The sequence below is a fragment of the Laceyella sacchari genome (assembly GCF_004343255.1).
Taxonomy (GTDB): domain Bacteria; phylum Bacillota; class Bacilli; order Thermoactinomycetales; family Thermoactinomycetaceae; genus Laceyella; species Laceyella sacchari.
This window is the reverse complement of record NZ_SMDD01000002.1, coordinates 219615-232206: the sequence shown is the minus strand read 5'-3', so window position 1 is coordinate 232206 and position 12592 is coordinate 219615. Positions and strand designations below refer to the sequence as shown.

General features: G+C 44.4%; 15 protein-coding genes. 13 read left to right on the top strand and 2 right to left on the bottom strand.

The annotated features are described in order from the left end of the window. Positions 1–809: 809 nt before the first annotated feature. On the top strand, positions 810–1040 hold the full coding sequence (locus tag EDC32_RS08235; RefSeq protein ID WP_132221341.1) for a hypothetical protein: 231 nt from the start codon (positions 810–812) through the stop codon (positions 1038–1040). A gap of 235 nt (positions 1041–1275) precedes the next feature. Here EDC32_RS08235 and EDC32_RS08230 read toward each other — a convergent pair whose 3' ends face one another. Then, on the bottom strand, positions 1276–1683 hold the full coding sequence (locus EDC32_RS08230) for a YjdF family protein (protein WP_132221339.1): 408 nt from the start codon (positions 1681–1683) through the stop codon (positions 1276–1278). Between the two features lie 184 nt (positions 1684–1867). Further along, positions 1868–3472, bottom strand: a complete 1605-nt coding sequence (locus EDC32_RS08225; protein ID WP_132221337.1) for an MDR family MFS transporter — start codon at positions 3470–3472, stop codon at positions 1868–1870. Positions 3473–3695: 223 nt separating this feature from the next. Here EDC32_RS08225 and EDC32_RS08220 point away from each other — a divergent pair, with 223 nt between their 5' ends. The 12 genes from EDC32_RS08220 to EDC32_RS08165 are packed head-to-tail and all read left to right on the top strand — an operon-like array spanning position 3696 to position 12585. Next, positions 3696–4217, top strand: a complete 522-nt coding sequence (locus EDC32_RS08220; protein WP_132221335.1) for a cupin domain-containing protein — start codon at positions 3696–3698, stop codon at positions 4215–4217. Between the two features lie 33 nt (positions 4218–4250). Next, complete coding sequence (locus EDC32_RS08215; RefSeq protein ID WP_132221333.1) at positions 4251–5084, top strand: class I SAM-dependent methyltransferase; 834 nt, start codon at positions 4251–4253, stop codon at positions 5082–5084. 4 nt (positions 5085–5088) lie between these two features. Next, the gene (locus tag EDC32_RS08210) at positions 5089–5715 is read left to right on the top strand and encodes a ferritin-like domain-containing protein (protein WP_022737188.1); all 627 of its coding nucleotides are present in this window, start codon (positions 5089–5091) and stop codon (positions 5713–5715) included. Between the two features lie 33 nt (positions 5716–5748). Further along, positions 5749–7023 (top strand): beta-ketoacyl-[acyl-carrier-protein] synthase family protein, encoded by a 1275-nt coding sequence (locus EDC32_RS08205; RefSeq protein WP_132221331.1) that lies wholly within the window; start codon positions 5749–5751, stop codon positions 7021–7023. After that, a complete protein-coding gene (locus EDC32_RS08200; RefSeq protein ID WP_158283288.1) occupies positions 7016–8233 on the top strand; it encodes a beta-ketoacyl-[acyl-carrier-protein] synthase family protein in 1218 nt (405 codons plus the stop codon). The genes EDC32_RS08205 and EDC32_RS08200 overlap by 8 nt, the downstream gene beginning before the upstream one ends. A 10-nt stretch (positions 8234–8243) precedes the next feature. Further along, complete coding sequence (locus tag EDC32_RS08195) at positions 8244–8489, top strand: acyl carrier protein (RefSeq protein WP_022737185.1); 246 nt, start codon at positions 8244–8246, stop codon at positions 8487–8489. A gap of 3 nt (positions 8490–8492) precedes the next feature. Beyond that, positions 8493–9116, top strand: coding sequence for a class I SAM-dependent methyltransferase (locus EDC32_RS08190; RefSeq protein WP_022737184.1), 624 nt, complete (start codon positions 8493–8495; stop codon positions 9114–9116). 2 nt (positions 9117–9118) lie between these two features. Next, positions 9119–9490 (top strand): holo-ACP synthase, encoded by a 372-nt coding sequence (locus EDC32_RS08185; RefSeq protein ID WP_022737183.1) that lies wholly within the window; start codon positions 9119–9121, stop codon positions 9488–9490. A gap of 37 nt (positions 9491–9527) precedes the next feature. Further along, the gene (locus EDC32_RS08180) at positions 9528–11078 is read left to right on the top strand and encodes a benzoate-CoA ligase family protein (RefSeq protein WP_132221327.1); all 1551 of its coding nucleotides are present in this window, start codon (positions 9528–9530) and stop codon (positions 11076–11078) included. Further along, complete coding sequence (locus EDC32_RS08175) at positions 11075–11464, top strand: cupin domain-containing protein (protein ID WP_132221325.1); 390 nt, start codon at positions 11075–11077, stop codon at positions 11462–11464. The genes EDC32_RS08180 and EDC32_RS08175 overlap by 4 nt, the downstream gene beginning before the upstream one ends. Beyond that, a complete protein-coding gene (locus EDC32_RS08170; RefSeq protein ID WP_022737180.1) occupies positions 11457–11774 on the top strand; it encodes a carboxymuconolactone decarboxylase family protein in 318 nt (105 codons plus the stop codon). The genes EDC32_RS08175 and EDC32_RS08170 overlap by 8 nt, the downstream gene beginning before the upstream one ends. Next, positions 11758–12585 carry a cyclase family protein gene (locus EDC32_RS08165; RefSeq protein WP_132221323.1) on the top strand — a complete coding sequence of 276 codons (828 nt, stop codon included), beginning with the start codon at positions 11758–11760 and terminating at the stop codon, positions 12583–12585. The genes EDC32_RS08170 and EDC32_RS08165 overlap by 17 nt, the downstream gene beginning before the upstream one ends. Positions 12586–12592 lie beyond the last annotated feature (7 nt).

Here is a 12592-nt window from a genome sequence, read left to right as displayed (position 1 = left end):
GTTTTTACTCCGTTTAAAGTTGTAAACACTTCAGCTTTATTATTTTCTTTTGATATGAATATCAATGAAATTGTATTTTTGATTTTAATTGTATTCGGATCAAATTGAACTCCAAAAAAACTTTTTCCTTGTTTATTATTAAAGTATGCCGTTATAATATTATTGTTTTTGACACTGTTAGGGAAATTTTCTTCAAATTTCTTTTTCTCAGGCTGAGCCAGTTTTATATACTTATCAATAATGGCTTTATCTGTTACTAAGCCATCTTGGAGCTCTTCAGCATTCTCAATATAATATATAATCGTTTCTAAAATTTTGCGAAAATAATAATGTTATTTATCGTTGAAATTTGACTGTATCTTGTGGACTTGCACTTAAGTAGGTAAATATTTGGGATCATTGAATGGTATATGCAATTGGATTATATTTTAGGGAAATCAAACATTTTTTACATTATATCTAAGCTTTTCTAAGTGGATAATTATGAGCAAAAACATTTTGCAATCATTGTAGACAGATCTGAGTGGAAGTAAAACAAAGAGTATCTTTATGGGGAAGATATTTCCATGAATTTCTATTGATGAAAATATGTTACAGTAATTCTGCGATTTTAAACAGATGAGTAGAAGTATGTTCATATTCTTCGATGAGATAATTGATTATTCTAAAAAATTTTGTAACGATTCGTATATATATTTAAATGAGATTTTATTATAGATGGAACTAATTAATATTGTCTAAGAAGCAATTATTAAAATGGTTTGGTTAACTTGATGTTTCATCAATAATCATCGTTAGGAGGTTTTCGTATGTACAGGATTTTAACAGGAGCGATTTTTTGTCTGATATCCTCAATTTTATTTACAACTCGCTATATTGCCGCTGCCATTTTAAATACTAAAGTTTCAGTGGGTTCCAATTTTCCCATATTCCTTGACTTTATAGGGGATGAGTTGAAAATCGCAAGTTTTATTGCTTTACTAATTGGGGTTAGTTACATCATTATGGGAGAAATGGAATTGAAAAAGGGGATCAAATGAGAACTGAATGCGTAGGGATACTCTTTGTCATGGACATATGAGCTTAATCAAGCTATATGGGATGGGTTTTAATGGGAGTGAATGCATGGGGAAGCTGGTCATTCGTGGTATGTAAAGGTGAAAATGGAGGAAAACACAGATGATCATTTGTTGTTTTGGAGAACAACAGTTGGAGGATAAATAGGCATATTGAGAATACTGGGGGGACGTACATAAAGGCAGACAGATTAAAAATCTATCGACCTTTATGTTTTGCTTTTCTCTTGGCAATTTTCATTTCTCTTTTTTTCCTAGCCAATGCTTCTTTCTCCTCTTTGCTTATTATTTTTCGTTCTTTTTTGCGCTCTTGCAGTTCCAATTGCATTGCCTCATGGGCATAGTTGGAGACCCCTTTTTGTTGCATCTCTTTGGCCACTTGGCGAGCGAGGCGTTTGGGGTTGACTTTTTTCTCTTTCTTTTCTATTTCTACTTGGAATCTGCGTTTTTCGATGTACGACAGCAATTTCTTGTTGACAAAATCGAGAATTTCAGTGTCTTTCGGCTCTGATCCAAAAATAACTTGGCCTGCACGTAATTTGCTGTCGACGGTTTCTTCAATAACTCCAACCCAAAATTGACCGTCATGATAAACGGTTAGCTTCATTTCAGGTTCCCCCTCTAAAAAAATTGTGAATGTGAAAGGAATGATGGACGAGCCCGAGGGGGCAAGGATACTGCATTAGGAGTCAACTCCTAATGTAACTGGACTACCAACCAGTTATGTGATTTTTCATTCCTTTTATGAATTAGAATTAATAGATTGGAAGCGTAACAACTGATATGTTACCTCATGCAGTAGAGGTTGAATTAGTTTCGGTGTTTTCAGCAGATTCAGGTGTGTTGACTGTTCGCAACTCGATTTCCTTGATAAAAAAGGATAAAACGACACAAACCAAAAGTGAAAGCATGATAAAAAGGAAAATCCCACCAATCGCTTCGTCGATGGTATGGCGAAGCTCCATCACCAGATGATCGAATTGGGCCATTTGAGCGGATGGCAGGTGCGCACGGATTTCTCCTAGCTTCTGCGGATCCAACAGGGCTTTCAAATTTGATTCGTAATGGGAACCATCTAATTGCACGTGGCTATTTGTTATTTTATCTAAAAGTGGGATATGGGTCAATTTTTCGTTAAGTTGCGTTGACATGATGGTACCCATAATCGCAACGCCCACGGTTCCCCCTAATTGGCGGAATAGCTGGTTGGTTGATGTGGCTACTCCCAGATAGCGATGTTCCAAAGCATTTTGTGCGGTCAAACTAAAGATCGGGAAGCAAATACCCAATCCGATTCCAAACAGGACAAGTTTGGAAACCAGCGTCAGCGGTGTTGTGCTTGGATCACTGAGATAGAGCAAATAAGATGCTCCGGTCATCGTTACCAACCCGAATATAGACAGTACTTTGTACTTCCCTGTCTTGCTCACAATCTGGCCGCTGATGGTGCTAAAGACCATCATGCTGATGATCAAGGACATCATGATCATGCCCGTTTTGGAAGAATCGGTTCCCAGTACACCTTGGGCCAAGAACGGAATGTACATAATCGTGCCGAACATCCCGATCCCAATCCCGAATGAGACGATATTGGACAAAGTGAAAATGCTGTTTTTGAACAGCTTGAGTGGAACCATTGGATTTTCCACTTTGCTCTCGATGATGAGAAAGACAGAGAATGAAAGGATGGTCATTCCCAGTAATGACAATATCAACGGAGAGGTCCAGGCATATGCTTTACCGCCAAATGATAACGCAAACATCATAGGCAGCATCATGGCGATCAAGGCAAATGCGCCCCAATAGTCAACAGCTTCCCGTTGATGAAAGTCGGTTTTGGGATACAAGGACAAAATCAGAAAAAGCGAAATGATCCCAACGGGAAGGAAAACCCAGAAAATCCATGGCCAGCTCCAATGGTGGACGATAAATCCGCCGATGGAGGGGCCCAATATGCTTGTCAGACCAAATGTAGCGCCTAGCATACCTTGCCATTTTCCCCGTTCCCGCGGTGCGAACAAGTCACCAACTGAAGTGAAGACTGTTGACATGACCATGCCTTCACCTATACCTTGTACTCCCCTGTAAAGGATCAATTGAAACATGGTTTTGGCGGTGCCGCACAAAACGCACCCAAGAATCAATACCCCCAAGCCATACAGCAAAAAACTTCTCCGGCCATAAATGTCCGACAGTTTACCAACGATTATGACGGTGATGGCAGAAGCCAACATATTGATGGTAAACACCCAGTCAAAATAATCTGCTCCGCCTAATTGGGCCACAATGGTTGGTAAAGCGGTGCCGATGATAGTTTGATTGAGTGAGGCAAAAAACAAAGCGGACATAATCGCCAGCATTACAATTAGTTTTTTGCGCTGACTTAGATACTCCATTATAACAACTCCTTCCTGCACAATATATTATTATATTATACCATTTCAAACTAAATGATGATTAAATTTTTTTATAAAAATTCAGGTCCGTTTTAGCGGTTGCCTATCGAAAACAGGTTTAACATAATTTTTAAAATAAATTTGAATAAAGTATTGTCAAAATAAATGTATATTGATTATAATCTGAATTATTCAGATCATTAATTGACAAGGAGGGGAAAAAATGGCTAATCTCTTTGTTTTTAATGAAGAAGTAGAGACCCAAGATCATGAAAAGATAACGCTTTTTTTGGAGAGGTTTGGCATTCAGTTTGGGAAAGTTGAGCTGCCCGACCAAGCAAAGGAATTAGCGAAGCTGCAGACGTTGACGGATGAGCAACGCTCTGGCCTAATTGATCTTTTTCCTGAGGAAATAGATAAATTTTCATCATTAACAGGATATCGGTCTGATGTGGTCTGTTTTTATCCTGAATTTGAGCATTTAGATTTTATACTAAGTAAATTTGCTCCCATTCATTTTCACTTTGAAAATGAGTTTTGGTATTTTGTGGATGGAAGTGCGAAGTTTGGTTATCTCGGTCATGACGGAACAAAATTTAAAGTCACGGTGGAGGCAGGGGAGTTTATCCAAGTGCCTGAAGGAGTATGGCAATGGTTTGAACTGACTGAAGAAAAGCGCATGAAAGCCATTCGTTTCTTTTATACAACTGGAACGGTGCCGGAACGTGTCCCTGTCGAATTGTAAATATTCATATATTTATTGCGGGCGGGTGTTGGTGTGAGTCTAAAATCAAAAAGTTTAACCATGGAAGCCGTTTGTGCCGTTAGAGCCGCAAATGCAGATTTGCTAAAGGACCCATATTCACAAAAAATAGCTTTGTTGTTGCCCGATGCTGAGAAAAACTGTGAGATTTTGGATCGTGGGTCCCGCGGCATGTTCTCGCGTAGTGTAGTGTTGCGGAGCCTGTATTTTCGTGATGCCTTGATCGACCAAGCCAAGCATCATACCCAACTCATTGTGTTGAGCGCCGGTTTTGATTTGCGGGCAACGTCTTTGCCGGAATGGAAAGGAAAACATTTCTTTAGTGTCGATCATCCCTATTCACAAGCATTCTGCCGAAACGTATTTACGCAAGCGGAGATTGATGTCTCCGATGTCAAATTTGTCGGGTTTGACTTGAACCGGCCGCCCAAGGAATTGATGGATTCTTTGCGGGATAATGGGGTGGACTTTAACGAGCCCACGACCGTTGTCTGGGAAGGAGCCACTTATTATTTTGCCAAAGAAGCCGTTTATCAAGTGATGGACGCGTTTGCCGCGAACTTTAAACAGTTTGCCTTTTATGCCGATTTGATCAACATCAAGTCATTTTTTGAAGGGGACAAGCCCGTCAGTGTGGGTGTTGAAAAAAATCTTGCCTTTTTGGAAAAGATCGGAGAACCGTGGATTGGCTTTTTTGATATGGAAGAATTGAGAACTCGCCTTAAGGAAATGGGCTATCATGCCGTTCAATTGATACCGAGAGAAGATTTGGAACAAAAATATTTTGGTGAGATTCTCATGAGCCGCGATAACACGTATTTTCTCAAAGCTACAGTAGAAAGGAATTGACAAGATGGACAGTGCTTTGTTCGTGGATCAGCTCCTGAAGGAAGTAATGGATGATCAGGAAGAGAAGAAGAGACAGATCAGACTTGAAGGTTTAGATGAGCAGGCCGAGTTGCCGGAATTTGTGATCAAACATTGGTTGAATTTTGCGGTCTACTATGAAAAAGCGGCAACGTATTTTATTGCCGATTGGCTGAAGACAACGAAAGAACCCGATGCGTTCGTCAATTTTGCGCATCAGATCCGTGATGAAGCAAATCATTATGTGTGGTTGCGCAAGTATTTGCAGGAGTACACTGATCCAGATGCATTCACTCCGCCTAAAGAATGGCGCTATTTGATGGAAGAGTATTATCCAGGGTTGGATCATTTGGTTGAACGGTTGGCAGCGCATAACATCGCATCGGAAAGTGCCGCTCTTGGTTTTATGGAGTTTGCTTTGGATCGTTTTCCAGAGTCCATCCGGAATACAGTGGAAAAAGTGGCCAAAGATGAGCACTTCCATGTTTCGTTTGGGTGTACCTTGTTAAAGAAATATTGCACGACGCCAGAGCTGCAAGAGCGCGCGTTGAAGGCTACGCGTGAAGCAATGAAGTTGATGCGCCAAGCGAGAGAAGTGTTCGTCCAAATTTAGGCAAATTTATTTATACAGACTTGGGGATGATTTATGAATAGAGTTGTAGTGACAGGGATCGGAGTCATAGCCCCAAACGGGGTTGGCAAAGAGCGATTTTGGGAGCAGTTGGTCGCGGGAGAATCCTATATCGTCCGGGACGCCGAGATGGAATCGATGGATATTAACAGCAAAGTATTGGCACGGCTACAGGAATTTGACCAAGATAAATTCATCGAATATTGGGATGATATAGATTTTTCTGCTCAAGATCGGTTTGTGCAATTTGGTTTAGCTGCTGGACAGCTTGCGATGGAAGATGCCTCACTCGCTCCTTCTGTGGCAGAGGCTGATGAGAGAGGGATTATTTTCTCTTCAGCGATTGGCGGCACACAAACGGTAGCAGATATGTTTAAAAGGTTGAGTGACAACGATGAACAAATGTTGGAATACCAGCAGGTGGGAGAGATATTTTATAACTCCGGAATGTTTAACTATCCCGCTGCACTGTTGGCTAAAAAATATTCGCTTCAAGGCCCGTGCACTTCCTTGTCCACTGGTTGCACGGCGGGCTTGGATGCGTTGGGGCTCAGTTATGAGTTGATCCGGTCTGGTGAGACCAAGGTCATGCTGGCAGGGGCGTCTGAAGCACCTTTGGTTGATTTGACATACGCCACCTTGGATATTATCGGTTCTTTGTCTGTCGCCGAGTGTGAAGCCAAAAAGGCTTCAAGGCCTTTTGATGCCAAACGCGCCGGATTTGTCATTGGTGAAGGGGCCGCTTTTCTGGTTTTGGAAGAAGAGCAACACGCGCTTGCCAGAGGAGCCCGCATTTATGGCGAGGTGGTTAGCTATTACAGCGTGAGCAACGCTTTTCATATGACCGATTTGAAAGCGGATGGCCAGTCGATGAGTGACGTGATAAGCGCCGCAATGCACATGGGTGGTGTAAAGCCGGAAGAAATTGATTATATCAATGCGCATGGAAGTTCAACTCCACAAAATGATGTGTTTGAGACCAATGCCTTCAAGCGCGTTTTGGGGGAACACGCTTATAAGGTGCCAATCAGTTCCACCAAATCGATGATTGGTCATTCGTTGTCTTCTGCCAGCTTGATGGGTGTGATCTCAGCTTTGATGTCCATTAATCATTCGGTGGTGCACCCAACGGCCCATTACGAGTTTCCTGATCCGGAATGCGATTTGGATTATGTACCCAATGAAGCGAGAAGTTTGCCCGTTAACACGGCAATGGTGACCGCAAGCGGCTTTGGCGGTATTCATTCGACCGCGATTTTTCGAAAATATGGAGGTACCCAACGTGCTTAAGCGGGTGGTTATTACTGGAATGGGGATTGTCAATCCGTCTGGGATTGGCAAAGAGGAATTTTGGAACAAGGTCAGTCGTGGAGAGTCGGCGCTCAGACAGATCACTCGCTTTGACGCATCCCAATTTCCGGTGCAAGTTGCCGGTGAAATTACTGATTTTCAAGCAGACGATTTTATCCCACGCAGGTTTAAGGTAAAGACAGACCTTTTTACCCATTACGCGTTGGCAGCAGCGCAGTTGTCACTTGCTGATGGGGATGTGGACTTGCAACAGGAGGATTTGTATCGGGTGGGAGTCTTCCTGGGGAACAACGCGGGAGGTTGGGATATATGCGAACGCGGTTTTTACGAATTGTACAAGCAAGGGGCTTCATATGTGAATCCTTGGCAAGCGACCGCTTGGTTCCCCACCGCGCCACAAGGGTTTATCACGATACGCCATGGAATCAAAGGGTATAGCAAAAGCTTTGTCTGTGATCGCGCGAGTGGTGCGTGTGGCATTTATTTTGGTGTTCGTTCCATTCAAATGGGATATAACGATCTCGTTCTTACCGGAGGGACGGAAGCGCCGCTTACTCCTTTTGGCATGACATGTTATTACGAAACAGGCGATTTGGCAGCCGCCAAGACACCTGAAGATGCTTATCAGCCATTTGATCAGGAGAGTAACGGGATTGTGTTGGGAGAGGGAAGCACCATTTTGATTCTTGAAGAGTTGGAACACGCACGGGCGCGTAATGCACGCATATACGGAGAAGTGATTGCTACCTCGATGACCACCGATCACAATCCGGAACAGGGGCTGGCAATGCAAAAAGGAATAAGGAAGGCTTTAAGTCAAGCAGAATTGACTCCCGACGATATCGATATCGTGTTTGCGGAAGGTTCTGGGTGTCGCACAAGTGACCGCGTGGAGCTGGAAAGCTTAGAGGAAGTGTTTGACCAAACGCAGGTAACGGTGCCCAAGTCAATGTATGGGCATTTATATGGGGCAAGTGGAGCGACGGAACTAGCTTGTGCATTGCTGGCGATGGAAACGGGTGTGGTGCCGCCCACAATCAACCTTAAGAAGCCTTTGACCAGTGACTCCGTAGAGATTGTGCAGGAACCGTTGGTGCGTCAGGTATCTCATGCCTTGGTGCAATCACGGGCAAGGGAAGGCGTCAATGTGTCGATCATAATTCGATCCTTTACTGATCAAGATCAATAGGGGGATTTATATGGTTTATGAAAAGTTTAAGGAGATGATCGTTGCTTTAGGCATCCCGGCTGAAGAGGTGCATGAGAATGCCTATTTGCGTCAAGATTTGGCCTTGGATTCCACAGAAACGGTGCAACTTTCACTTGAATTAAAGAAGCAATTTGGTGTGCAAGTGAAAATTGCCGCCAGAGAAGATAAAACAGTCAAAGATATTTGCGACCTGGTCAAGTCTGAATTGGACAAAAAAAATGGGGAGGCGACGTAAAAGATGCGTCCAACTGTTCCAGATGTTCGTTCCTATTTCACGAAAGCATACAGTGAAAAGCTGCCCAGCCGTCATGAGTGGACAGCCGGCACAGCTTCGCCGGAATTGATCAAACTGGTATGGGATCAAACGATCAAACCGCATTCCAAAGTGATTGAAGTGGGTTGTGGCATCGGTACAGAAGCGGTTTTTCTCGCTGTACGGGACATGGAAGTGACAGCAGTCGACATTTCGGAATCGGCAATCGAAACCGCACGGAAGTTGGCGGATGTTTATGGCGTGAATGTGGACTTTCACGTGGCCGACGCGCTGAATCTTCCCGTTGGAGATGGGGAGTTTGATGTATTTTGCGATCAAGGGTGTTTTCACCATCTCACCGATGAAGAACGGGGGCAATATGTGAAGGAAGTATTGCGTGTTCTCAAGCCTGGTGGATTATTCGTCTTGCGTTCGTTTTCGGACAAAATTCCCGGAGGCCCGCAGCCACGACGAATCTCCAGCAAAGAGTTAATTGATACCTTTGCTCCTCATTTTTATCTCGAACATTTGGAGCGGGTTCTCTCATTCTCCACGGAACAACGCCAATTTCCATTGGGCTGGTTCTCGTTATGGTTCAAATCTGAGTAAAGATGTCTGTTAAAGGAATTGGTGTGGATATCGAAAGGGTGGATCGCATAGCTCATCTGATCCAGGAATATGATGACGAAGTATTGCAGATGATTTTCACACCGTATGAACTGGAGCAGTGCAAATCGGATTTATCAGGTTTGAGCTATGCGGTTTGCTTTTCCGCTAAAGAGGCAACAGCAAAAGCATTGGGAACAGGGTTTGCCACTATCGAATGGACTGACATTGAAATCCATATTGAAATGAGCCGTGTCTTTGTTCGTCTGCATAATGAAGCCCTTCAGATCGCTAATGAGAATAATATCAAAAACATTATGGGATGCTGGAGTTCCTTTGACGACCATGTTCTTGTTCACCTGATCGCCGAGGGCTGACATGCCCTTATCATAACAGGATGCTAAGGGGATATCGATGAAGAGCATTTATGATCAGATTTCTCCGCAATTTAATGTTGCGTCGTATTTTTTGGAGAAGAATCTAACAAACCTAGCCGACAAAACGGCAATTTATTATAAGGACCAAACGATCTCATATGCCGAACTCTATGCCAATGTGCGAAAAATGGCAAGCTTGCTGAAAGATTTGCAAATTGATTGGGAGAATCGCATTTGCATCTATTTGCCCGACTGCCCGGCATTTGTTTACGCATTTTGGGGCGCAATTTGGATTGGGGCAGTCCCGGTGGCGATCAATGTTTCCTGCAAGGTAAGTGATGTTGAATACATGCTGACGGATGCCAGGGCGAAATTATTGATCACCACCAAATCCTTATATGACGGTTTGTCCCGGAAAGACAGTCCTTTTTTGAAGGAAGTGCTTTTGGTGGATGACGTTATTCCGCTTGAGTCCCGTTTGTCACACTATGTTGAGGAGACGGAAGCGGCAAATACGTCACGGGATGATGTTGCATTCTGGCTATATACTTCCGGCAGCACAGGGCGTCCCAAAGGGGTGATCCACCTTCATCACGACATGGTGGTTTGTGCGGAAACTTATGCGAAAAACACCATTCATCTGACAGAGCAGGATGTTATTTATTCGGTTGCCAACATGCCATTTGCTTATGGTTTGGGGAATTCGTTGTATTTTCCATTGTACGTCGGGGCTTCCGTTGTTTTGTCAGATGCGGAGAACGTGTTTGACGTGATCGATGACATTCACCGTTATCGGCCAACAGTATTTTTCGGCCTGCCGTTTATCTACGCCAGCATCCTGGCAGTCGACGACATCGCGCCACTGCATGATGATTCTGTTCGCTTGTTTATTTCGGCAGCGGAGCAATTGCCCCCAACCATTTGGCGCAAGTGGAAAGAACGATATGGCAAAGAAATCTGCGAGGGGATCGGGACGACGGAGTTGTTGCACATTTTCCTTTCCAACACTCCTGGTGACTGTAGGCCTGGAAGTACAGGCAAACCGGTGGATGGTTATGAGATCAAATTGCTGGATTCTGAAGGAAATGAGCTTCCACCAGGTCATGTAGGTGATCTTGTAGTGACGGGAGAGAGTTTAATGCAGGGTTACTGGAATCGTCATCGTGAGACGCGAGAGGCGATCTGTGGAGAGTCCATGCGGACGGGGGACCGTTATTATAAGGATGAGGACGGATATTATTATTTTGTCGGTCGGAATGATGATTGCTTTAAAGTGAATGGGCAATGGATCATCCCTTTCGAAATCGAGGATGCGCTTTTGCGGTATGCTGATTTGTTGGATGCCGCCGTCATACCGGAACAAGATGAGCGGGGGATGGTGATGGTTGCGGCGTATGTGTGCCCAAAAGCAAATGACGGGAAAAACACTCATCTGGAGCAAGAACTGCGAAAAGTCTTGCGCTCAAAACTGCCAGCTTACAAGGTTCCGCAACGGGTGTATGTGATTGAGAAACTTCCGCGAACCTCCACAGGCAAAATAGACAGAAAAAGGCTGACTGCTACACGGGGAAAGGAGATGCCGATTTGAGAAAGTATAAAGTGGCGGAAATGGAAGTGAAACCACTCGTCGACAAAGGTGGCGAAGTGAGGGTCATGATGTCACCCAAAACGGTTGACGCTACGCAATTGATTATGGGGACGGCAACAGTTCCTGTGGGAACCACCGTCAAAAAGCATGTTCATGATTATGGGGAAGAATGTTTTTATGTGTTGCAAGGGAAAGGGGTTCTTTACCTGGAGGGAGTAGAATCGATTGAATTCTCTGCAGGAGAGGCTTTGATTGTGCCGAAAGGTGTGCCTCATTCCATAGAGAACACGGGGGACGAACAAATCAAAGTAGTGTTTGCCACTGCTCCTCTGGCTCCAACCGCACAAGCGGGTCATAGAAATATGGGAGGGAACGGACATGCGTAACATTATTCAGGAAGCACCCAATGTGGCGGATGGTTTTTTTAACCTGACGAAGGAAATCAAGCAATACTCTCCCATGGATGAAAAAACCAACGAATTGATTTTGATCGGCATTTTTACGGCAAACCGCGGGTTACGGGCGATTGACACACATGTCGAACGGGCATTGCAACACGGAGCGACCAAAGAAGAGATTATTGCGGCCATTTTGTTGGCAATGCCGGCGGTGGGGGTCTCCAATGTGACCTTGGCGGTGGAACGTGCCTTGGAAGCGATTCGGCAGTGGGAGGGTCATGGTGAGCAAGCTGATTGATTTAAGTGTGTTGGTGGAAAATTCACCTTCCGAACCGATGAAAGTGGCTGTAAAGCGGCTCGATCATAAGCGGGGAGCTCGGCATTTTTGTCGACAAGCGGCATGGAATAACAAATTGCCGCTAACGAAACGAATTGCGCAATTCTTTCGCTATATGAAAGGATCGCGCAAGATTAAGCCCTCCGATTTTCCAGATCAGGAATTTTTGACGATGGATGTGGTTACGATTCCGACACATATGGGCACCCATGTGGATGCGCCCATCCACTATGGTTCCAAGTGTGAAGGCAAGCCCGCAAAATCGATTGATGAAATTCCCCTGGAATGGTTTTATGCACCCGGAGTCCGCTTGGATCTGCGCTTTAAGGGACCTGGGGAGCTCATAACGGTTGCCGACATACAACATGCTTTGAAAGAAGCGAATCATGTGATTCAACCTTATGACATTGTCTTATTGTGGACAGGCACGGACCGACTCTGGGGAAAGCGGGAATACTTTACGCATGCCCCGGGGATGAGCCGCGAAGCTACACAATGGCTTGCCGACCAGGGAGTTAAAGTGATGGGGATTGATAGTTATGGTTTTGACCGGCCATTTGGCGTGATGCTCGAGGAATTTTGGCGTACCAAAAACCCAGAAGTATTGTGGCCGGCACACTTTTATGGGCGCGAACGGGAGTATATCCAAATCGAACGGTTGACCAATTTGGATCAGTTGCCTCCGTCAGGCTTCCATGTCGCATGCTTTCCATTGCGTGTGAAAGGGCTTGATGCGAGTTGGGTGAGAGCTGTCGGTATTGTGAATGAATAGGAGGAGC

Excerpts from the sequence above, each read along its gene's own strand:
- EDC32_RS08235 (WP_132221341.1), top strand. The coding sequence starts at position 810 with ATGTACAGGATTTTAACAGGAGCGATTTTTTGTCTGATATCCTCAATT.
- EDC32_RS08230 (WP_132221339.1), bottom strand. The coding sequence starts at position 1,683 with ATGAAGCTAACCGTTTATCATGACGGTCAATTTTGGGTTGGAGTTATT.
- EDC32_RS08225 (WP_132221337.1), bottom strand. The coding sequence starts at position 3,472 with ATGGAGTATCTAAGTCAGCGCAAAAAACTAATTGTAATGCTGGCGATT.
- EDC32_RS08220 (WP_132221335.1), top strand. The coding sequence starts at position 3,696 with ATGGCTAATCTCTTTGTTTTTAATGAAGAAGTAGAGACCCAAGATCAT.
- EDC32_RS08210 (WP_022737188.1), top strand. The coding sequence starts at position 5,089 with ATGGACAGTGCTTTGTTCGTGGATCAGCTCCTGAAGGAAGTAATGGAT.
- EDC32_RS08205 (WP_132221331.1), top strand. The coding sequence starts at position 5,749 with ATGAATAGAGTTGTAGTGACAGGGATCGGAGTCATAGCCCCAAACGGG.
- EDC32_RS08195 (WP_022737185.1), top strand. The coding sequence starts at position 8,244 with ATGGTTTATGAAAAGTTTAAGGAGATGATCGTTGCTTTAGGCATCCCG.
- EDC32_RS08190 (WP_022737184.1), top strand. The coding sequence starts at position 8,493 with ATGCGTCCAACTGTTCCAGATGTTCGTTCCTATTTCACGAAAGCATAC.
- EDC32_RS08185 (WP_022737183.1), top strand. The coding sequence starts at position 9,119 with ATGTCTGTTAAAGGAATTGGTGTGGATATCGAAAGGGTGGATCGCATA.
- EDC32_RS08180 (WP_132221327.1), top strand. The coding sequence starts at position 9,528 with ATGAAGAGCATTTATGATCAGATTTCTCCGCAATTTAATGTTGCGTCG.
- EDC32_RS08170 (WP_022737180.1), top strand. The coding sequence starts at position 11,457 with ATGCGTAACATTATTCAGGAAGCACCCAATGTGGCGGATGGTTTTTTT.